General features: G+C 38.6%; 23 protein-coding genes. 3 read left to right on the forward strand and 20 right to left on the reverse strand.

Annotated elements, in window-relative coordinates:
• Nucleotides 1–9 precede the first annotated feature (9 nt).
• The 5 genes from J2X07_RS10365 to J2X07_RS10385 form a co-directional block, all read right to left on the reverse strand.
• Nucleotides 10–1,638, reverse strand: coding sequence for a long-chain fatty acid--CoA ligase (locus J2X07_RS10365; protein WP_310258608.1), 1,629 nt, complete (start codon nt 1,636–1,638; stop codon nt 10–12).
• A gap of 146 nt (nt 1,639–1,784) precedes the next feature.
• Nucleotides 1,785–2,210, reverse strand: coding sequence for a hypothetical protein (locus J2X07_RS10370; RefSeq protein ID WP_310258609.1), 426 nt, complete (start codon nt 2,208–2,210; stop codon nt 1,785–1,787).
• Nucleotides 2,211–2,793: 583 nt separating this feature from the next.
• Entirely contained in the window at nt 2,794–3,270 is a 477-nt protein-coding gene (locus J2X07_RS10375) for a DinB family protein (protein ID WP_310258610.1), read from the reverse strand.
• A gap of 144 nt (nt 3,271–3,414) precedes the next feature.
• On the reverse strand, nt 3,415–3,969 hold the full coding sequence (hpf, locus tag J2X07_RS10380) for a ribosome hibernation-promoting factor, HPF/YfiA family (protein WP_310258611.1): 555 nt from the start codon (nt 3,967–3,969) through the stop codon (nt 3,415–3,417).
• A 239-nt stretch (nt 3,970–4,208) separates the two neighbouring features.
• Nucleotides 4,209–5,630: an amino acid permease gene (locus J2X07_RS10385; protein ID WP_310258612.1), complete on the reverse strand. Its 1,422-nt coding sequence runs from the start codon at nt 5,628–5,630 to the stop codon at nt 4,209–4,211.
• 152 nt (nt 5,631–5,782) lie between these two features.
• On the opposite strand from J2X07_RS10385, the gene J2X07_RS10390 reads away from it, so the two are divergent.
• Complete coding sequence (locus J2X07_RS10390) at nt 5,783–6,262, forward strand: GNAT family N-acetyltransferase (protein WP_310258613.1); 480 nt, start codon at nt 5,783–5,785, stop codon at nt 6,260–6,262.
• Nucleotides 6,263–6,694: 432 nt separating this feature from the next.
• Here the strand turns inward: J2X07_RS10390 and J2X07_RS10395 are convergent, their stop codons facing one another.
• Complete coding sequence (locus J2X07_RS10395; RefSeq protein WP_066245425.1) at nt 6,695–6,892, reverse strand: cold shock domain-containing protein; 198 nt, start codon at nt 6,890–6,892, stop codon at nt 6,695–6,697.
• 338 nt (nt 6,893–7,230) lie between these two features.
• On the opposite strand from J2X07_RS10395, the gene J2X07_RS10400 reads away from it, so the two are divergent.
• Both J2X07_RS10400 and J2X07_RS10405 read left to right on the forward strand, forming a co-directional pair.
• Entirely contained in the window at nt 7,231–8,265 is a 1,035-nt protein-coding gene (locus tag J2X07_RS10400; protein WP_310258618.1) for an acyltransferase family protein, read from the forward strand.
• Nucleotides 8,266–8,409: 144 nt separating this feature from the next.
• Nucleotides 8,410–8,673 (forward strand): YqhV family protein, encoded by a 264-nt coding sequence (locus tag J2X07_RS10405; RefSeq protein ID WP_310259030.1) that lies wholly within the window; start codon nt 8,410–8,412, stop codon nt 8,671–8,673.
• Nucleotides 8,674–8,697: 24 nt separating this feature from the next.
• On the opposite strand, the gene J2X07_RS10410 is transcribed toward J2X07_RS10405, so the two are convergent.
• The 14 genes from J2X07_RS10410 to J2X07_RS10475 form a co-directional block, all read right to left on the reverse strand.
• The gene (locus tag J2X07_RS10410; RefSeq protein WP_310258619.1) at nt 8,698–9,048 is read right to left on the reverse strand and encodes a flagellar protein FliT; all 351 of its coding nucleotides are present in this window, start codon (nt 9,046–9,048) and stop codon (nt 8,698–8,700) included.
• Nucleotides 9,048–9,449 carry a flagellar export chaperone FliS gene (fliS, locus tag J2X07_RS10415; RefSeq protein WP_310258620.1) on the reverse strand — a complete coding sequence of 134 codons (402 nt, stop codon included), beginning with the start codon at nt 9,447–9,449 and terminating at the stop codon, nt 9,048–9,050. The genes J2X07_RS10410 and fliS overlap by 1 nt, the downstream gene beginning before the upstream one ends.
• A 30-nt stretch (nt 9,450–9,479) precedes the next feature.
• On the reverse strand, nt 9,480–11,009 hold the full coding sequence (locus J2X07_RS10420; RefSeq protein WP_310259031.1) for a flagellar hook-associated protein 2: 1,530 nt from the start codon (nt 11,007–11,009) through the stop codon (nt 9,480–9,482).
• A gap of 24 nt (nt 11,010–11,033) precedes the next feature.
• The gene (gene flaG / locus J2X07_RS10425; protein ID WP_310258621.1) at nt 11,034–11,372 is read right to left on the reverse strand and encodes a flagellar protein FlaG; all 339 of its coding nucleotides are present in this window, start codon (nt 11,370–11,372) and stop codon (nt 11,034–11,036) included.
• 100 nt (nt 11,373–11,472) lie between these two features.
• A complete protein-coding gene (locus J2X07_RS10430; protein WP_310258622.1) occupies nt 11,473–12,306 on the reverse strand; it encodes a hypothetical protein in 834 nt (277 codons plus the stop codon).
• The gene (locus J2X07_RS10435) at nt 12,306–12,902 is read right to left on the reverse strand and encodes a PilN domain-containing protein (protein ID WP_310258623.1); all 597 of its coding nucleotides are present in this window, start codon (nt 12,900–12,902) and stop codon (nt 12,306–12,308) included. The genes J2X07_RS10430 and J2X07_RS10435 overlap by 1 nt, the downstream gene beginning before the upstream one ends.
• Complete coding sequence (gene pilM, locus J2X07_RS10440; RefSeq protein WP_310258624.1) at nt 12,899–13,864, reverse strand: type IV pilus biogenesis protein PilM; 966 nt, start codon at nt 13,862–13,864, stop codon at nt 12,899–12,901. Before pilM ends, J2X07_RS10435 begins: the two co-directional genes overlap by 4 nt.
• Before the next feature lie 192 nt (nt 13,865–14,056).
• Complete coding sequence (locus tag J2X07_RS10445) at nt 14,057–14,494, reverse strand: type II secretion system protein (protein WP_310258625.1); 438 nt, start codon at nt 14,492–14,494, stop codon at nt 14,057–14,059.
• A gap of 40 nt (nt 14,495–14,534) precedes the next feature.
• The gene (locus J2X07_RS10450; RefSeq protein ID WP_310258626.1) at nt 14,535–15,743 is read right to left on the reverse strand and encodes a type II secretion system F family protein; all 1,209 of its coding nucleotides are present in this window, start codon (nt 15,741–15,743) and stop codon (nt 14,535–14,537) included.
• Between the two features lies 1 nt (nt 15,744).
• A complete protein-coding gene (locus J2X07_RS10455) occupies nt 15,745–16,785 on the reverse strand; it encodes a type IV pilus twitching motility protein PilT (protein ID WP_310258627.1) in 1,041 nt (346 codons plus the stop codon).
• Between the two features lie 8 nt (nt 16,786–16,793).
• Entirely contained in the window at nt 16,794–18,458 is a 1,665-nt protein-coding gene (locus J2X07_RS10460; protein WP_310258628.1) for a GspE/PulE family protein, read from the reverse strand.
• Nucleotides 18,455–19,729, reverse strand: coding sequence for a VanW family protein (locus tag J2X07_RS10465; protein ID WP_310258629.1), 1,275 nt, complete (start codon nt 19,727–19,729; stop codon nt 18,455–18,457). Before J2X07_RS10465 ends, J2X07_RS10460 begins: the two co-directional genes overlap by 4 nt.
• 160 nt (nt 19,730–19,889) lie before the next feature.
• On the reverse strand, nt 19,890–20,645 hold the full coding sequence (locus tag J2X07_RS10470; protein WP_310258630.1) for a PRC-barrel domain-containing protein: 756 nt from the start codon (nt 20,643–20,645) through the stop codon (nt 19,890–19,892).
• Between the two features lie 48 nt (nt 20,646–20,693).
• Complete coding sequence (locus tag J2X07_RS10475; protein ID WP_310258631.1) at nt 20,694–22,142, reverse strand: hypothetical protein; 1,449 nt, start codon at nt 22,140–22,142, stop codon at nt 20,694–20,696.
• Nucleotides 22,143–22,300: the final 158 nt, after the last annotated feature.

Raw genomic sequence — 22,300 nt, forward strand, 5'->3', positions numbered from 1 at the left:
TTTTGTTTCCTATGATTTAGCAGTTGTCATGTAATGATCCTTGAGCTGGTCTCGTAATGTTCGTTTCAGGAATTTTCCGACCGATGTTTTCGGAATTTCGTCCAAGAACACGATATCATCTGGAATCCACCACTTCACGAACTGAGGTTTTAAATAATCAAGAATTTCTTCTTTCGTTACTTTATCTTTTGCTTCTTCTTTTAAAACGACGCATGCGAGCGGCCGTTCCTGCCACTCTGGATGAGGAATGGCGATAACGGATGCCTCAAAAACATCTTGGTGAGCCATTATTGCATTCTCTAAATCCACGGACGAGATCCACTCACCACCGCTCTTGATAAGATCCTTCGTCCGGTCTACGATTTTCACGAAGCCTTCTTCATCGACGGTTACAACATCACCAGTGTGCAGCCATCCGTCCACGAACGTCCCCTCTGTCCGGTCGTCATTGTAATATTCATCCGCGATCCAGTTTGATCTGAGCAAAAGCTCGCCCATTTCGTTGCCATCCCACTTCACATCACCGTTCGCACCAAGCACCCTCATTTCTACTCCTGGCACCACATATCCTTGCTTTGCTTTTATATCTAATTTCGCTTCATCATCTAAATCAATTTGATACGACTTTAAACGTGTCGAGATTACAAGAGGGCTTGTCTCTGTCATTCCGTATGCATGCATGAACGGAATGTTATGCTTTTCCTGGAATGCCCGAATCATTCCTTTAGGTGCAGCTGATCCACCGCATAAAACGGCACGAAGGCTAGACGTTTCATAGTTTTTTTGTTCGAATTCACGGAGCAGTCCCATCCAAATAGTCGGAACCCCTGCTGTTACCGTCACCTTTTCCATCTCAATTAATTCTGCTAAAAGCTTTGGTGTGAACTGTGGTCCAGGCATAACCTGCTTCGACCCGAACCAAGTTGCCGCATAAGGAAGTCCCCACGCATTAACATGGAACATTGGAACAACAGGCATACAAACGTCACTTTCAGAAACCGCTCCGCAATCAGCGAGCCCAAGTAACATTGAATGAAGAACCGTTGAGCGATGCGTGTACGTAACCCCTTTTGGATTTCCGGTTGTTGCCGATGAAAAACACATCCCCACTGGATCGTTCTCGTCTACATTTTGAGGGAACTCAAAATCCGGATCTCCCGTTTCCAGCAATTTTTCATAATGATACATTGGCTGTAAGGGAGATTGAGGCAGCTGATCTTCGTCTGTCATTAAAATATAAGCTTTTACGTTTGGAATTTGGTCTTTTATATGTTCAACAAGAGGCAGTATATCTTGATCGATCAGCAAAATCTGATCATCGGCGTGATTGATAATAAAAGCAACATGCTGTGGAGAAAGGCGGATATTTATCGTATGAAGGACAGCTTCTACACCCGGAATCGCAAAGTACGCTTCAAGATGGCGATGGTGGTTCCAGGCAAGTGTTCCAACCCGCTCACCCTTCTGGACACCTAGACGTTTAAGCGCACTCGATAATCTCCTAGTTCTCTCACCGATTTCACGATACGTGAAATTACGAATTCCCGACATCGTTCGGCTCGTTACCCCTTTTTTTGCAAAATAGCGTTCAGCGTGCTCCAGCATACTCGTAACTCGAAAAGGTACATTCATCATCATGACTGCTTCTCCTCCTTTTAATAGACAAATACATTATTGTAAGCGCTTCCTATCAACTAGTTCCCTTTACCTATAACAGAATCCTGCAGTTAAATGCACATTTACAGGAGGTTTTTTAATGGAAATGTAATAAAAACAAACCCCGATCACATTTGTGAATCGAGGTTCTGCACTTTTTTTAATATGATCCTTTTATTGTAATGATCGATTAAGTAGCCGATTCCGAAAACAAACAGAAGCGTTCCAATGCCGATTCCCTTTAAATGATGCTGCATTAAAATGATTAATATACTTATAGATAATGGAATGGACATACAGAAAATCGTTCCTACTGTATAGCTTTGTTTCAATTTTGCGAAAGCCTGCAGCAAGTAATCGAATGGCAAGTAAACAGAATCCAGTTGAAAATAAATGCAAACTGCAATTGCCACAAAATTAATGCCGATTAACATATATAGAATTCGGAACAGCATGCTTTCCGGGACATAGATGAGATGATGCAAATGAACAAACACATCAATAAATAGTCCAAAGACAAAAGCAAGAGAAACACTTTTCAGAATTACGGACAAAGTAAATCTCACCTTCAGCAAATAACAGAGAATAAAAGAGAAAACGTTCAAAAAAATAATGCATACCCCAATCGATATCGGCAGCATCGAGCCTATGTTTTGACCAGCAGAAGTCCACGGGGCACTCCCCAAATTAGCAACGATCATAAAACTATTTCCTTAAGCATTTAAAAGAATCGAACAAATAAACCACAAATTCACTTGAAGAGGTTTCATCGGTGTCACTTCTTTCATTCTGTAAGTTTCTATCAGTTAGTAAGTATACTCCTTTTTTACAAATTTTGCAGAGATTATAACTTTGAAAGTGGTTGATTTCCGCTCCAGGATACTCGCTTTCCGGGGGGGGGTGCGGTGAGCCTCCTAAGCGCTTCGCACTTTCAGGAGTCTCACCTGTCCCACTAATCCCCCAGGAGTCTCGCACCTTGCACTTCAATCAACTTTTCAATGAAGATTCTTTACGAAAATGCCCTAAAAGCAACAATCTTCTAGAAAAGAGCGTTTAAAAAAGCTTTTTTTAAAGAACAAATGATTGCTTAAACATCCTTTATAAAAAAACAAAAAAGGAGCAGATTTCGCTCCTTTTTTAGATAACAGATTTCTGTATGTTGATCGCTTTTCGAATTGCGAGTATGGTACCTACATGCATGCCCTCATGATAAAACGTTCTCGGAAGCAGTTCTGCGAAACTGTTCATGCCAAGCTCGGTCGGCTCGTCCAGTTCTTGATCGAGACGATAGCCAAATTCCGCTTTAATGTGCTCGACCTGCTCCATTAAACGATTACGTAATTCTGAAAGTGTCGGAGGTGACTGTTTCCAATCCTCTGGCTTTGTACCATAGCCAAACATTTCACGATACTGTTTTGGTGCTGGGTTATCTTCCCTCGTTTTATGATAAAGCCAATCATATTGATCCAGATAAATATGGCCTAAGTTCCAGCGAATGTTGTTTTTAAAACCTTCAGGGATAAAATCCGCGTCCTCTTCTGTCAGCCCTTCCATCACGCTTAACGTATTGTGGCGAAAAGCAGCGAGTTGTTTTAAAAGAATTTCATTTTTCAATCTTATGACCTCCTAAAGCTTTCAAAATATTACCTTTTTATCTTTTCGCCTGACCATAATCAAATTCCTGTTTTAATAACCTAAAAACGCACCCCATAAAAGGAGTGCGCTCTTCATCATGCATATCATATTTTATTTTTAGTTTTACACTTCACCAGCAATAAGGCCGTATTTCCCGTCTCTACGTTTGTAAACGACGTTCATTTCACCAGTTTCGGCATTATTGTAAACGAAAAAGTTATGTCCTAACAGATCCATTTGAAGAATCGCTTCTTCTGTATCCATCGGTTTAAAATCAAAGCGTTTTTCACGCACGATTTCAAATTCATCTTCTTCCTCCAACAGAGCAGTGGATACACCCTCTGTTCCTGTTGCAAACATGTGTTTAGCACCTTCACTGTTTCTCGTTTTTCGGTTTACTTTAGTTTTATGTTTTCGAATTTGTCTTTCAAGTTTTTCTACCACCAGGTCGATCGCAGCGTACAAATCTGTATGACGCTCTTCTGCGCGAAGCAGGAGTCCCTTCATGGGTATCGTTACCTCAATTGATTGTTCATTATTATAAACTTTCAAATTAACATGAACATCAGAGTTTGGAGTTTCGTTAAAGTATTTTGTGAGCTTCGTTACCTTCTTCTCCACGTAAGCCCTAATGGCTTCAGTCACCTCGATGTTTTCTCCACGAATGTTAAATTGCATAACTTAACTCCTCCTTTCGGTGATGTATATATATTTCGATATACCCGAAAAGAATTCCTCCGTAACATTTAAAATATTTTGACAATTTATTAATATATTTCGACAAAACTTTAACAATAGATTATTATTCAGATTCATTATAGTTAAAAAACTTTACATTCTTCTTTGGAATTCGACAAATTCTTTAAGGAATTCATTGTATTAATCTAAGACATTTTATTTCATTTAAGGATAAAACCTCAATATTCTTCCTCACTTTTATGAACCTTTTGGAAGTATCCAAATCGGCTTCCCACACGGAAAGCAATCTGTATAACAGCCACAAAGCCTATACTAATATAAAAACCGACACGCTGATTATGATGAAGAAGCGCTCCTCCGATACTGAAAAGGATTAGGAAAATCCCAATATACGAAGCGAAAGGAGTAGAAAAATAACTCGTATCACTCTCATCATCCAGCTGTTTCTTCTTTTTAATGTGTGACGACAAGATGATCATCCAGTTTAAGATCAGCATAATCCCTGCTGCTGTCGTCATGTATTCATACACCGTATCCGGTAAAAAGAATGAAAGGATGACCGTCACACCAAGACCTGCTCCACTCAAAAGCAAAGCACCTACCGCAACACCTTTTTTGTTTTTCTTTTTAAGCCTTGATGGTGCATCTCCGTCTTTTGCTAGTGAAATCATAATACTCGTAATCGAAAACAGCGCGCCTACCATGGTTGAAAAGGCAGCTGAAATTAAGATCACATTAAAAATACTATCTAAATAAGGAATATGAAAATTGGATAAAGCTTCTACAAAAGGGCTTTTATCCTCACTGATTTTCGTCCAGGAGACGACACTAATAATAAGAAAAATGCTTCCTATATAGAGGATGGTAAGCACTAATACAAGAGTCCTCCCAGCAAGGGGAATTTCTTTTGGGTGCCTGAGTTCATTCGACAAAACGCCTAACATTTCAATTCCTCCGTAAGAAAAAAGGATAAAAATGAGCGCTGACCAAAATCCAGTAAACCCATTCGTAAATATGCCGTTACGAAACGCAGATGACCAGCCATCAGTAACTTCCTTGCCTGGATGAATGACACCAGAAATAACCAAAGCGATAAACGCTATAAAAATAATAAGTGTAGCAAGTTTGATAACGGCAAAAAACGATTCAACCGTCCCAAATTTTTTAACACCAAATAAATTAATCCCTAATGCCAGCACCGAATAAATGATGGCAAAAATCCAAAGCGGAATCGACTTAAACCAGAATTGGGTGAAAATAGACAGTGCCGTTACTTCACTCGACATAATCAACACACCGGCTGTCCAATAAACCCACCCGCTCGTAAATCCCATGACATGACCGAATGCTTGACCCGCATATGTACGAAATGAACCTGGCTGCGGATCTCGAACAGTCATCTCAGCTAAAGCGTGAAACACAAAAAATGCCGTTAATCCTGCCAGCAAATAACCAATTAGCACGGAAGGACCTGCAGAATGGATCGACAAACCTGTTCCAAGGAAAAAACCTGCACCAATAACACTGCCAACTCCTATTAAAGAAAGCTGCCACCAAGATAACTTCGGCGATTTCCCTTGTTCCATCTTTTTTTGCTGTACGGCTGATACCGTTTGTTTAGTCACATTCTTTTTTTGCATAATGACCTCCTTTCTTAACACATACCCTTAATATCCTAAAATTTCACAAAATGAAAATAAAACCTAACCTCTTTATTGTGGTTCAAAACGAGAAGATTTATATTGAATAAAAAGAGATAATTAAACATTTGTTTAAAAAGGAGACGTTTTGGATGGTGAAATTTTGGTCACGGAATGATGGGTTTACAATACACACAGACAAAGCTTACTTACATATGGACATGATTAGTGATTTTTTATTAGCAACCTATTGGGGAGAGGGATTGTCAAAAGAATCAATTAAAAAATCGATTGAAAATACGCCTCTTTGTTATGGAATCTACAAAGGAAATCCTGCCGAAGACCAGAATGTGCAGCAAGTTGGATTCGCTCGCGTCATTACTGATTTTACACGTTTTGCCTGGTTGAGTGATGTTTTCATTCTGCCAAAACACCGAGGAAAAGGGCTTAGCAAATGGCTGATGGAGATTATCGTAACGACACCTGAACTAGAGGGTACTGCCTTTCACCTTGCCACAAAAGATGCTCATGGCTTATACAAACAGTATGGTTTTTCAGAATTGATGTCACCTGAGAACAGGATGGAGAGGCTGATTAACATTGCGGTAATAGAAAAAAATATTCGAAGCTAATAAAAAAGCTCTGTCCTGAATGTGGAAAAGATTTTTTTCCGTTCATAATCAAAGGTTTTTGGGCGGAAAGACGAATAAAAAGATTAAATTATTCTATTGTTGATCAAATTCGATTCAGGTAGTCCTTAAAATGAGTATTCCAAAGCCCGGTCGGCTTGAATTTGGATCGGAAGGCTGATAATCTCACGGATTTTTACCTTAATCTCACGGAAATGAGGAATAATCTCCCGAAGAATGACCATAATCTCACGGGTTTTATAATATACTCCCGAGTTTACATTAATCGACATTATTCGCCTTATCTGAGACCAAAAGTAGTATAATATGATCTCCATGGATGATTCACATGATTAATAGGAATAGAACTGAATATAAAAAACCCGCCTGTTCAAAATAAACAGGCGGGATCTTAGTTATGGTCATGGTTTTAAATTATAGTTTAGTTACGTTAGCCGCTTGAGGCCCACGTGCGCCATCTACAATATCAAACTCAACTTGTTGACCTTCGTCAAGGCTTTTGAATCCGTCAGTGTTGATTGCAGAGAAGTGTACAAATACATCGTCTCCGTCTTCGCGTTCGATAAATCCAAAACCTTTTTCTGCGTTAAACCATTTTACTTTTCCTAACATGCCTTTCACAATCCCTTCATCATGCGTTTATCTTTGTATAGAATCTCTATACACTTCATAGTATGACACACACCCAAAAATGTTGTCAAAGGCTTAAGATTAGCGAAAAATAAGAAGTTTTGTCGATTTTTTTCGGTTGAATAACCTACCCAATTTTCAAGAAAACTCTTCCTCTATATCCACTTATTGTACTTACTATTACATTCCTTTATAGATCGTTTAACATTGAAGTTACATTAACACGTTTATTGTTCTTATTTTTTACTTCTTTTGTTAGTGTTGTTTGGTGGATTTTGATTAAACACTTCGACAATACTAACTAACTAAGAGGGATAAAAATGATAAAAGAATGGAATTTGTTACGAACAATTGCATGTCTAACGATTGTGTTCTTACACAGTACTTCTAATATAGGATTAGTAACAGGGTTTCCCAAAACTGAATATTATCAATTGATGAGAATTATCCTCTGTTACGCAACACCAACATTTGTTGTTTTATCAGAGATAATATTGGCTAACCGTTATCCAGACAAACTTCCCGATCACTTTTGGTCTAAACGGATAAAATGGATTTTTGCTCCTTACCTATCATTTGCAGTCATTGATGCGCTAGTGAGCTTTCATTTAAATCCGAACGTAGATCTATCCCAAAAGATTCTTAATAATATCTTTTTAGGCAGTTTTGAAGGATATTTTGTTCTTATTATCTTTCAATTTTATGTCCTTCACTACTTCGTTACTAAATATCGACTTAAAATGGAATGGCTCATTCCGATAAGTATATTATCAATGGTCTTTCATTTTCAAATCCTTGAAGGTGACATTGCATTCGTAAAAGAAAACATGGGGATTTTTAAGATTCCTTTTACCGCTTGGTTTTGTTATTTTACGGTTGCCTATGTGATTGGACGAAATTACAGCAAAATCTCAGCAGCCTTGTTAAGGTATAAATGGCTTACAGCAGCAGGAGTAATTGCATCCTTAGCGATTGTATTTGTTTTTTATAAAGCAGGGTACACTGGAATAGGTTCACGCAGAATTGATTTATTGCCAGTCAGTCTCTCAATCAGCGTAGCTGTCATTGCATGGGGTCAACTTGTTAAAAACTCAAAAATCATTAATACAATCAGTAATTACTCATTCGGTATTTACTTGATTCACTGGCAGGTTCAACGTTATCTCGGAACTTATGCATCTCAACTATTTGAAAATACTTTTACACGTGTCATGGCATTATTCATTCTTTCTCTAATCATATCTATGGCAATTATTAAAGTCATCTCAATGCTCCCATTTGGTTCTTATATAGTAGGAAATATTAAACGGAAAATTCCTAAATCAAATCGTAAAAATTTAATGAATGCTGCGTAATGAAAAAAAGGCGAGCCCAACTGCTTGCCTTTTTATTATGCAAGGAAAGGTGTCTTATTTCAGGCTTGACCACATATAATTCAGTAAAAACAATGTGCTGTTTTTAAACAGTTGTTTAAAAGGAGGCAATGGACGTTGCTGAATATGATTGAAAAAGTCGTCCTAGGAATGGCCGCAATCCGTATTCTTTCAGGTACCCTTGAAATCACTGCAGCCCTCTTCATGCTGCATTTTAATACGGTCGAACGCGCACTCGTCATCAATTCGCTTCTTTCCATCGTCGGACCCATCATTTTCTTCTCGACGATGACAATTGGCATATATGGTTTATCAACTAAACTCTCCTTTACAGGTCTGCTCTGGATCATGTTAGGTGTTATTTGTATTGTGTATGGAATAAAAAAATAACCTTAGCAAGGTGCTAAGGTTAACTCACTTCTTCTTATCAAAAAACATACCATCAGATGAAACCGAATGATACGGATTTGCATACTGGACGTTCTTTTCTTTTTTCTTTTTCATGAGCGTTAAGTTTTGTTTGATTTGTTCAAACTGGAGCGTTAAAAGAGGCTCAATTGTGTCATTTAATTTCACAATCGTCTTCCCCATCTGCTGTTCATCAGTTGAATAGCTTTCTGGCATCTTGTCCACGATCACTTGACGCTGCTCTAAAAGTTCATTCAAGCGCTCGATATATGGTTCACGGTCTTCTTTTGGCAGGCCAGAACTCACATGCTCATGCAAATTTTTTGTGATTTCTAATAAGATTTTCACTGCAGACATTATACTCTTCCTGATTCCCCGTGCTGTAAGCGGCGGTTGATCTGAATCACTTCTTTCCACGTGTTGCGGAAATCCGTTACATAATCTTCAACCTCATCTAAAATCTCTGTGTTGTTGTGCAGGTTTACCTCAACTAAACGACGGTTGATATAATCGTACATCTGCATCAACGATTTGGACACTTCGAGATCCATGTTCAAAGTTACCATCAACTCTTTAATAATATTTTGTGCTTTTAAAAGATTGGTGTTTTTTTCTTCTATATTTTTATTCTCGATTGCCGTACGTGCAAGGCCGATAAACTTTAAACACCCGTTGTACAGCATAAGCGTCAGTTCTCCTGGTGACGCCGTCTGCACAGAGTTGTTCTGATATGCCTGATAAGGATTAGCTAGAGACATGTAAAGATAACACTCCTTTTTCCATTAAAATTACTGTCCGCCGCCAAACTGCTGCATTAAATACGTTGATTGCTGGTTCGAACGTTGAATGGCTTTTTCCATTTCAGTAAATTGACGATAATAGCGACTTTCAACCTGTGTCAGCCGATCTTGAAATGCCGATATACGAGTATTCACATCGTTAAGTTCTCGTCCGAGTGTAAATTGGGCATTTGTACGAAGTGAGTTCCCTGCTTTTAACTCGATCTTATCCACCGTACTATCAATCGTTTTTCGCAGACTTTTTGCAATCCCATCGTCAGCTGTAAAAAGTTTCATCACAGCATCAGGGTTTGCAGATAATGCCTCTCGCAACTTTGTTTCATCGATTTGGAGCTTCCCTTTATCTAGGTAATTAGCGGTAGTGGTAATTCCAATTTTAGAAAGCTGATCATATTTAGCATCACCGGTATTTACCGTCGTATAAAGGTTTTGACGCATCGTATTTAAGCCGCTGGATAGTATTGAATCTCCGCGCAGCATGCCGCTCTTCGCTTTTTCATCCCAAAGTTCAGCTTCTTTATCTGAAAGATCCTTACGCTGCTCATCTGTTAATGGCGGAAAGTCTCGGTATTTCGTTTCACCTGTTTTCTTATTGATGGCTTCAATCGTCTCGTTGTATTTGTCTACAAAACTCTTGATTGAATCAAAAACTCCATTCGTATCCGTACTCGAGCTTATAACGACATCACTCGTTGTTACGGCTTTTAATGAATAAGAAACACCACTGATTGTAAAATCATTAGATGCTCTTTCTAGACCAGTCAAACCATTCAGATCAAATTTAGCATTTAACCCGTTATCAATTCCACCAAGATCCTGAGGTCCTGTTGCTCCCGCGATGGCAGAAGTAAAACCTATGTTTTTGAAAAAATCTACCGTTTTATCTGTTACTAGTGATAATTTAGAACCTGATCCCGTGAGATTATTCGAAATAACGAATTTCCCAGTTGAATCGTCATAAAAAGCAGACATTTCTAAGCCAGCATTCGTGAATTTTTTAGCTACAGATTCTAGCGTATCCACATTAGGATCTATTGTGATTTTTTTGGATGCTTCTAATGTGGTACTCCCCGGTTTTTGAATCTTGAACTCTAGTTCGAAAGGTGTGGCTCCAAAAGCACCAGAATTTACTACATTTAGCGTATCTGTGCTTTTTGCACGGGTAATTCCATCAGCATTCGTCACTACTCCAGATACCCAATTACGGGACGTTGCTAGCTGATTAACCGTAATTCTTGAAGTTATGTTAGAAGCACTTCCAGAAGCCGTTGCTGTAACAGCACTTGGATTAGTACTCGCAACTGTTTTTTTCGTAAAAGTACTTTGCATCCCAATACCTTTAAAAATAAACTGATCAAAATCATCTAGAAGCTTGTTCATTGAACGGTAGTCATCACGCTGCCATTCCAATGCTGTTTTTTTCTGTGAAAGTTTATCTAATGGTATCTTTTCTGCTTTCATCAAGTCTTTTACAATGGAATCAATGTCCATTCCACTTGCTAGACCGCTAATTCTCATACCACTCACGGTTCATCACCGTCCTTAGATTTTTTTATCTACGAAGATTCCCATAAAATCGATCATCTCAGAATACATGTCGAGAAATTTTTTATTCGGAATCTCTTTTACGACTTCTTTTGTCGTCTCATCAACAATTTGCACATAGTATTCATTCAATTTTTCATGAAGAACGAACTTTGTTGAAGTCTGACTCGGCTTTAACATATCGTTCATCGCGCTAATGACCTTTTCCAGCTTTTCTTTCGTCGGTTTAACTGTAACTGAAGCTTCGGCTTTTGATGTATCTTCTTGTAGGTTTTGGCTTTTCAGCACAGGCTCAGATTTTTGAAAAACGGGAGAACTAATTGCTTTCAGTTCCACCTTCATCGCCCCTTTTATTTTTTCTCTATCCGTTATATCGGACTGTTCATTTATTTGTTGAGTTTTGAAAAAGAAAAAAACAAGGCTTGATAACCTTGTTTTAGTCTTCTTTCTTATTCGGTTCAGCTCCGCTTAAAGGATTCTCTTTTCCGTTTGGAGCGGGGAAATCTCCTTTTGGCAGGTCTTTCAAATAGTCAGTAAGCTCTGGCAAGTAATACGCTGCGATCGTCACCTCATATTTGAGCTGGTCAGGTGAAGTCTGAGTCTCATCAGCAGCGGCCGCTGCACGTTCAATCTCACTCATTCCGGTAAATGTAATTCCTTCAATTACTGTAATTCGCTTAAAATCTTCAATCGTATTTAAAAACTTCAAAAGACCGTCATAGTTTTTGGATAAGACTGTCATCTCAGACGTTACTTTTTTTACGCCTTCAGGCAAAGATTCCGGTGTAACATTTACTTTAGAATCAGCAACTTCGGTTTTTCCAGTTGTATCATACGTTGCAGGCGCAGTGTTAGTCGCTGTATCGTTATTTGTTGTTTCTGCAGCTGGTTCTTCTTGTGTTGTTGGAGCTTGATCTGCTTCTTCTTCATCAAGCGAATCATCTCCATCACTAAATTGCATACTCAAAACCAAACTATCGGACACGACCTCTGCTTTTTCGAACTGCAGCATCAATTGGTCTATCAGTGGTTTTACGGGAACTTCTTCCTGCAGAGGATATGTATTTTCATTCGAATCTTGCGTAAAAATCGGTATCGATGCCTCCGTTTTCTTCAACAGAGTTTGTTGTTGTTTTATCTCAGAATCTACTATGGAGATCTTTGTGTCCAATGGTGAAAGTAAACCAAAATATCCGTACAGTCCCCCGATTAGAGAAAGGAGAAGCAATCCTGCGATTATATAGTTCTGAAGCTTTTTATTATCAGCCATCATTCTTCACCTTTTAACTCTACTAATTTATCTTTATTAAATTTAATTTTATACTGGCTGCTGTATCTCGGAAGAATGTTTTCGAATACTGACATATCTTTACCCTCTTCGACTTCATCCAAATTGGTCGTTTCCATTTTTTCAATAGAGGCTTCTGTCAAATAAGGTGAATTAGTCAGTTCATACAAATATTGTGAAGATTCATCCAGTGTGTCAAATTGCGCTTCAACAGTGATTGTAGATTTATCCTTGTACTCGTACTTCATGAAAAATCCTCTTTCAGGCAAAAGTGCAACGAGGTGCTGAAGCAATTCAGCAGCTGCAATATCCTTACCGCGAATATATTCAATTTTTTCAACAAGTGGTGAAGCTGAAATAACCGGTGTTGTTTGACTTTGCATTTTTACTTCAACAAGCTTTTTTTCCTGTTGCAGCAACTGTTTTTTTTCCTGAAGTGTACTGGAATTCACATAATAACTTAATCCAATCCATGTAGTTAAGCCTAAAAAAAGAGTGGCAGCCGCTATTAAAATCATCATCGATTGAAATGATTTCTCTTCCTTTTTAGGTAATAGATTAATATCAACTAATATCATAGCTGTACCTCTTTTAAACCAAGACCTAGAATGACATCAAATTGCGGCGGCAAAGTTTCATCCGTTTGATCAAGTATAATGACTGGAACCTCGAATTTATCATTTAATTTATTTTGAATATATTTCAATTCTGGCAGTTCGCCAGACAGCACAATTTTCGTAATGCCTTGCTGACCATTGTTTAAATTAAATTTGTAATACGTTACGATTCTGTCAATCTCAATAAGCTTGTCTTCAATCAAACCATGAATGAAACTTGTATCACCTTTCCATTCGATAGCTTGTTGTCTGAAGGACCATTGTTTCAAATCACTTTCCATCTTTAAGTGGTTAAAAAATAAAGGCTTGTGATGATGAAAAATACTTAGCTTGACGGCTTGTATATCAAACTGTAAACATAGTGTGTGGTCACTTTCTGACACAAGCTGTTTTTGATAGATGAGGCGGTACAAGGCTACACAAGATGCGTCAGCAACAGCTGGCTTTAATTTCGCATCTTCTAATAGAGTTGAATAATCGGTAACCATCTTTTCTGAAGCAGCAAATAATAGAATCTCTCTCATGGTTTCCTTTTTATCTAATAAAACATAGTCAAATACAGGATCCTCAAATGGCAGGTGGATGGAGTTGCCTAACTCCATATAGAGATAGCCTTTAATCTCTTCATCCTTATGGTCTAAAGGAATCTGATGTTTTCGGATTACGAGTTTGCTGTCAGGAATCAAGAACTGAACTTCTCTTCCTTTTATCCCCCATTCACTCACACATTCTTCTAATATGATGAGCAGCGTTTCGCGATCCAGTATCAAACCATCTTGTACAATTCCTTCAGGAAGATAACGTTCACCAGAGTTTTTAACATCCAGCAACTCGGGCTGTCTCATATCCAAATAACGGATAACATGATCTTGAATGATTAAGTTAATTCTTTTTTTGTTAAAAAACCCTAACCCGAATCTCATTATGCCCCACCTCTGCCCTGTTTGTTATGACTGATTGAAAGATATATATTTAAACAACTGTTTAAAATCACTCAAGGAAACTAGCAATTCCTTTCACCATTACACCAAGGTTGATGTGATCGTGAAAAGAATAGTTTTTTTGGAGAACCCTCCCGCTCAAGTAAGCGAGAGGGTTAATTATTAGAAAAAAATTTATTTTGCTACTACATTTGCTCTTGTAAAATCATCTGGACCCTTATTATCAATTTTTCTTTGAGTACCTATTAAAGTAACAGCGTAACTGAAAGTATTATTAGCAGATTTAGTAATAACTACCTTACTAGTAGTATCAACATAAGTTCCACCATCAGGATCCTTCATTGTTTCTAACAAATTTGCATCATTCAAATCTTTAAGTGTTAGAACCTTCCCAGTAGCTACGTTTGGATCGCTTGTCACATACATTTTGGCTGCATTAACCATTTGTTGTGCATTAGCAATATGTGCATCTTTTTTGGAGTTGTCCATAATGCCACCGATACTTACTACAGCGATTGCTGCGATGATTCCTAGGATAACGATAACAACTAGTAATTCGATTAGCGTTAATCCCTTTTCATTTTTCAAATGCTTTTTTAATAGAGCTAACATATGAATCCCCTTTTCATTTTTATATTTTTTTGATGCTTTACTACCCTATTGTTTTGTACACTTCAAACATTGGTACGATAATGGAAATTACTATCGTTCCTACAATAGAAGCAAGGAATACAATCATTAACGGTTCGATTAAAGCTTTCAAACGATCTGTAGAGGTTTCTACTTCTTTTTCATAAAAATCAGCTACTTTAGCAAGCATTTCATCCAGTGATCCCGTTTCTTCTCCGATAGAAATCATTTGTGTTACGAGCGGCGGAAAAATCCAATGTTTTTTCAAAGGTTCTGTTAATCGCTGTCCTGTTTCCAGAGCACTTCTAGATTCACGAATCACCTTTGCGATTACTTCATTTTCTACGACTTTCTCAACAATCGATAATGACTGCAAAATCGGAACGGAACTTGAAAAAAGAGAGCTTAACGTTCTTGTCATCCTCGCCAGAGCTGACTTTTGCAGCAGCTTGCCAAACACAGGTATTTTTAAAATGACATAATCAAAATAATAACGCGTAGAAGCACCTTTCCGAATAAAAAGAAGAGATACATAGAATGCGATAAAAATTAGTATGAGTAGCCACCAAAAGGCTTGGACAAAATCACTGCAGACCAAGACAAACTTGGTAATCCCCGGCAGTTCTCCTCCTGCTTCTTTTAGCATCGTGGCAAAAGTAGGTACGACCTTTGCCAGCAAAAAAATCACTACAAATACCGCAACCACACCAACAATCATTGGATACATCATAGCTGAGAGAATTTTTTGCTTCGTATAATGCTGTTTTTCAAAATAAGTGGCTAGCTGATCAAGCGTATCATCGAGACTACCACTTGCTTCCCCCGCAGAGATCATGTTGACGACCATCGGAGGAAAAATGGAACGGTGTTTGTTCATCGCCATGGATAGAGGATTACCTTGACGCAACTCCTCTTCCACATCCGCTAACACCTTTCGCAATGCCTTACTTTCCGTTTGAGCAGATAAGATATTCGTAGAATCGACTACAGAAACACCTGCTCGAAGCAAAGTTGCAAACTGCCTTAAGTAAATAACAAATTGCTGTGATTTTACCGGACTGCCAATGGAAATCTCTTTGTTCAATAACGTCTGCTTCACTTCTTGAACATCTGTTACCGAAATCCCTTTTTCCTTCAGCTTCAATACAGCTTCACGTTTAGACAGACCTAATACCGATCCTTTTCGTCTTTTTCCGCTTTTGTCACGACCTACATAGCTGAATTGTGCCATTTCATCCCCCCTTCTCCAGGAGATAAGGCTCTATAAACTCTTTTGAAACTTCATTTCGATCAAGAGCTTCTTTTGCCGACATTTCAAATGTGTGCATACCTGCGTTCTTACTCGTTTGCATGACACTATGAATCTGGTGGATTTTCTCATTGCGGATCAAGTTCGCAATTGCCGGTGTATTCACCAATATCTCTGTAATGGCTTTACGTCCTTTTCCATCAATGGTCGGCAGCAATCTTTGAGACATTACCCCTACTAAAACAGAAGCGAGCTGAATCCGAATCTGTCCTTGTTGTTCGGGTGGAAAAACATCTACGATTCGATCGATGGTGGAAGAAGCATTAGTTGTGTGTAGCGTCCCTAAAACAAGATGACCCGTTTCTGCTGCTGTAATAGCGGTTGCAATCGTCTCCAGATCCCGCATTTCTCCTAATAAAATAACATCAGGATCCTGGCGGAGTGCCGAACGAAGTCCATTTGCGAAATTGTTTGTGTCAAAGCCAATTTCACGCTGGTCGATCACGCACGTTTGATGACGGTGCAGATACTCAATCGGGTCCTCTAACGTAATAATATGACGGCTCATTGTCCGGTTCATATAATCGATCATCGAGGCTAGTGTCGTCGATTTCCCGCTGCCGGTTGGCCCTGTAACAAGAACTAAACCTTGGTGTTTTGTTGCCATTTTGCGGACAACTTCGGGCAGATTTAAATCTTCTAAACTAGGAATCGCCGTTGGAATAATTCGGAACGCAAGACTCACACATGAACGCTGACGATAGGCGTTTACCCGGAACCTCGACAACCCTTGAATTCCATATGAGATATCGATTTCACCCATTTCTTCAAAATCAGGGTAATACTTTTCATCAATCACAATTTTAGCAATCTGAAAAGTATCCTCTGGCTTTAAAGGTTCGCTTCCATATCGTTTCAACTTCCCGTTAATTCGAAAAACAGGCGGCATTCCTACTGATAAATGAACGTCGGAAGCCTTCAATTGAAAAGCAGCTTTTAGCCATTGCTCTAGTTTTTCTTTCATGTCTGCACCTACTCGTTCGTTGCGACTCGTAAAACTTCTTCAGTCGTTGTTAAACCTTGTTTTACTTTAAGGAAGCCATCATCGATCAAAAAGATCGTTCCGTTTTTCATCGCATAATCACGCAGTTCCATAATGGGACGGTTGTTCATAATGAGCTGGCGGATATGCTCGTCAATGACTAAAATCTCATGGAGCGCGATACGCCCTTTATAACCCGTCATATTACAAGTACCGCAACCTTTGCCTCGAGACACGGCATCCACTTTAATACCGCGCTTTGCAAAAATTTCTTTTTCACGTTCTGTTGCTTTAAACGTTTGTTTACAATCACGGCATATTTTACGAACCAACCGCTGTGCCACTACTCCGGAAAGTGAGGCAGCAACTAAGAAAGGTTCCACGCCCATGTCCGTTAATCGAGCAATCGTGCCAATGGAATCATTCGTATGAATTGTGCTTAAAACGAGATGACCTGTTAGAGAAGCACGAACGGCGATTTCAGCTGTTTCTGTATCCCGAATCTCACCGATCATCACAATATCAGGATCTTGACGAAGTATGGATCTCAACCCGCTTGCAAATGTAAGACCAACAGCTGCATTCACCTGAATCTGGTTGATGCCTTCAAGCTGATATTCAACAGGATCTTCAACGGTTACAACGTTTACTTCCTCATTGTTAAGCTTATTTAATGCCGCATATAGTGTGGAAGACTTCCCCGAACCTGTAGGGCCTGTAATGAGAATAATTCCGTTCGGCTGTTTAATTAAGCTCTGAAATCGTTGCAAATTCAGTTTATTGAATCCCATATTTTCAAGATTGTTAAGTGTACTTCCTAAATCCAGGATCCGTAAAACGATCTTCTCACCATAAATCGCTGGCAAGGTTGAAACCCGAAGATCGACAGGATGCATGTCCAGATTGAGTTTTATCCGGCCATCTTGCGGAAGACGGCTTTCGGTAATATTTAAGTTCGCCATAATTTTAATCCGCGCTGTTAACATACTTTGCATATGCTTTGGCAGACTGCGTTCCGTTTTCAGCATCCCATCGATTCTGTAACGAACAACAAGCTTCGTCTCTTGCGGATCAAAATGGATATCACTCGCTTTTTGCTGAATCGCCTGCTGAATGATCTGGTTGACGAGTTTGACGATTGGAGAATCATCTTCTGTTATTCGGCTGTCATCCTTTTGCAAGGCACCTTGAGGCAAAAGCTCCAACAGTTCTTCCATCGAATCATCAATATCGTAGTACTTATTTTGTGCACGAATGATGTCATCTTTGGCAGAAATCGCTCTTTCAATTTGAAATCCAGTCGTTAACCTCAAGTCATCGATAACGGTAAAATCCATTGGATCAGCCATGGCTACAAAAAGCTTATCGCCATCCTTTTTTACAGGCATCAAGAAATTTCTTCTTGCAAATTCTCTTGGTACGATGGAGATCGCCTGTTCATCAATCGGGTAACGGTAAAGGCTGATGTGTGGAATACCGAGTTGGAATTCGAGCACTTCAATAAGCTGCTGCTCGGATAGAAAACCTTTTTCAATAAGGGCATCTCCAAGCTTTTGCTTGCTTCGTTTTTCCTTTAATGTTTGCTGAAGCAGTTCTTCTGTTATGAGACCCGTTTCAACTAACAAATCTCCTAGCCGTTTCTTTTGAATCATCATTTTGAACCACCACCACTCACATTAGTACCGGTGCTTTTTCCTTGATTCACGGTCTGAGTATCAGTTTGCTTGTCCGTACTTGGTATACCAGGAATACCTGGGATTACCGGGTTCGTTATGACTCCTGGCAGATTCGGATAAACAGGGTATGGATAATAAGGATAGGTCGGAATAACCGTTCCATCAGGATAAGTAGTTACTGGATTGCCGGCAGTTGGCGTTCCTTCTGCTGGAGTTCCACTGCTTGGATCTGTTACAACCGTTTTTTCAACAGGAAAACCTCTCTCTTCCAGACGGTGTTCTGGCGGATAAAAATCTTCCGTAAGTTTTGCTGAATCTACCTTTTCTGATCCTTTATAGGATTCTCGATTAATCGTTGTTAAATATCCCTCACTGCCTGAGTCGATCAGAACTGAGCTAACGAAACTAGATAGATTTTCATTAAAGTGAATGACCGTTTTTGGTTTAAACACTTGAGTATCCAATTTTATTTTATAAGTGTACGGAAAGGGTGCTCCTACGATCGAAGTCAGCAGCGCATCTTCATTCACGATAAATTCCAGCTTATATGAGGTAGCGTTTGGATTTTGAAAAACAAAATCCATGTCATCAGGTTTTACATAAGCTTCATAACCCAACTTTACGTAATCGGGCAGTTTTCTAGATGTATGACGTTCAATAATCGTAAAGTTTGTCTTTTGTACAGCCGTATAAATGGCACTAGCCAGAACGTTGATATCGATAGAATCTTGAGCTGTCATACCCGATTCTTCTAAAGCTTGGATCAACGAGAACGTTTGTCCAGGTTTAACTTTGTAACCATTCAAACCTTTGATCCAATCTTCCAATAAAACATGTTCACCAGGTAACGTGGCTGAACTTTCACTTACAACCTCTTCCGGCTGACCGTACGTAGTAAGAAATTCGTTCACATTTAACTCGATATTCGATGATTGTAAGTCTGCGCCAACTTTCTTTAAACGGGCATAAAGCATTTCTTTATCTAACAATTGATCTAAGCCGTCAGACTTTAATTGAGCAATCGACTTATCAACCATATCTTTTTTTAAATCAACGAGAAGTTTAGTAGATTTGCCTGCTTTTGGGATACTGTCTTCTGTGCGAAACGTCCATGCACCAGGATCTACGTTTACCGTTTGTTCGTTATACTTTAAAACGACTTGAGAATTTTTCTGCCAATCTGATACTTTATTATTTACTTCAGCCACAGCTTCATCGCTCGTTAGGTTCCCAACTGCAACAGATCCCACTTTTACCCCCTTATCGAAAACTTCCTCTTCGAATAAATGAGTGTATAAGTTTGCCAAGACAGAGCTGGAAATAAAGAGAAAAAGAGCTGCAAGGCTAATCGATACAAATATAATGAGAAAGCTCTTCGGATTGAATTCTCTTTTTGCCATATACAGTTCTTTAGCCTACAACGTTCATAGAAAGTTCAGCTAAAACAGCAGGTCCATGAGCTTGAGCGTTTTTAACATCTTCTTTCGTTAATGTCGTACCATTTGCAAATAAAAGTTGACCATTTGCAGTAACGATATCTTTCGTTGTTGTTCTGCCTGCTAAAAGCATGATTTGCTTTTCTTTAATTGGGTCAATTTCTTCAACTGCCACCTCAATGGTTTCTACAGACACGGCAACTTCCAATTCTGCTTCTTCTAAAGATGGTGTAAGTAAAAACTCTGCTTTTTCTAGATAGTTCAGCTCTGATTCCTCTTTGACCACAAGCAGGTCACGGCCATATGTAATAATTTGTTCTGATGCCAATACCACTTTTTTCGGCTGAAGCTCGATCTCAACACCAAGAATGGAACCGTTGTCTTCATCGATAAAAAACTCTGTAGCTTCCCCAATAAGCTGTCCTTTACGATCAATCAATTTTGCTCCAGTTACAGTGATTTTCTTTTGAACCAGTTCATTAGCAATCGGAATCTCTGTTAAATCGAAAATGGATGTGCGGTCTTCAATCATGACTGCAAACGCACCAACACCGACGATTTTCTTGAACGGCACTGCACGAACGCTAATCTGCCAATCTTCATGTTCAACGGTTAAAAAATCTACAGTTCCTTGCTTTGGATTAACGACTAAAGACTTAACATGCCCTACTTCTGTTCCGTCTTGAATACTAATAATCGGTAAACCTAAAAATTGATTGCTTTTTTTCATTTCATTCACCTATTCCTTTATGTTTTAAATTATTGTGTTTATTTAAAATCAAACGCTAACGGCAAGATACTGTTCAATTTCTTCTGAGATGACCGGATAACTATTTAATCTATCTTTCATTGAATCTAAAAGTGCTTTTAACTCAAACGAATTCTGATTTGAAATATACGAATCTGCTAAAAGTTTTGTAAAGAGATAAAAATCTTTATCAGATAGTGGTTGATTAATTAACGACTCTAGCATACTCGTGTAAGAAACTTGATCACCCTGTTCTTGATAATATGTCAGTGTGTTTAATAGCATATCTTGCATGGCAGCATCCATATTTTGTTGCACGAATGTTAACTCCTTTGGTTGTTGCTCTTCATCACTCATTGAATCTTTTTCGTCTTGGATAATTTCTGGTTCTACTGCATCTTCTTCAAGATCCTCTATAACTTCTAAAACGGGAATCTCAGAAACTTCTTCTGTCGTTTCCACTGCCTCTTTTTCAACATTATTTTCGAGATCCTGTAGTGATATTTCTTCTAAATGGTCATCAATCGAATCAATTACTTGTCGTTCCTCGAGGAATATTTCATCAGGTTCAATGCTATCCACATCTACTTCGTTCATTTCTTCAACAAAAGTGACCGCATCAGAAATCGATAACTGTTCAACTTCTTCTTCCTCAGTATGTACTTCTATTTCACTTGTACGTTCCTCTTCTTCCATTAAATCAACCAACTCAACAATTTCTTCTGCTACGATAATATTTTCAAGTTGATCGGGCATCATTTCTTGTGGAAGCTTTGCATCTAGCTCTTCCAATTCATCCATTAGCATAGAACGCTGGAGCAGAACCTCTTCATCTTCTTCATCGGTATGTACTGGTGTTCCCTGAAGTTCTTCTTCTATAATTTCTCGACCTTCTAATAAAAAGGCAAATTCATCATCTGTAACTTCTACAAATGGAATGATTTTTTCGTTAACTTCTACTTGAATTTCTTCAATAATCTCTTCTGGCTTTTGTTCAATTACTTCAATTTCTTCAACAGGCTCAATAACCTCTGAAACGAACTCTATTTCTTCCAGAAGGTTCGATTCTTCTTGTTGAAAATCTATCTCGTCTCCATCGTCTGACTCGTATTCAGTGTTGTCTTCAATCACAATCACACTTTCAAGCTCAATTGGCGACTGTTCTTGCTCAACTTTAGATGGTGCGGCCGTTGTTTCTTCATCTGTAAAAGAAAGGACAATCTCTGTTTTTTCACTATTTGTATCCATAATAGGCATGCGCTTTTCCGCTAAATAGGATGCGATAAAGGCTACAGCAATCATGGCACTCACTGACATCCAATAGGATAAGACATTTAAAATGAACAATCCTCCTATAGCTAATGCAAAGGCTATTCCCAGAAGCGCCATTTTATATTTCAGTGGAATATTTGAAGGGAAAAAATACAACAAAGGACTTACAACTAACGTAAATAGCAATAAAATGATAATTTGCGTCAAATTTATCTCTCCTCCAATTCCATGGTTCGATCTTTTTTTCTATAATACTACAAAATTACTAAAAAATATCCATATATAACAAAAATATTCTAAAAATATTGTATAATATATATAACTAGCCGTTCGATATAGTAAATTATACCTACAATTTAAGTATT

Source organism: Fictibacillus barbaricus (assembly GCF_031457135.1).
In the GTDB taxonomy this organism is placed as follows: Bacteria; Bacillota; Bacilli; order Bacillales; family Fictibacillaceae; genus Fictibacillus; species Fictibacillus barbaricus_A.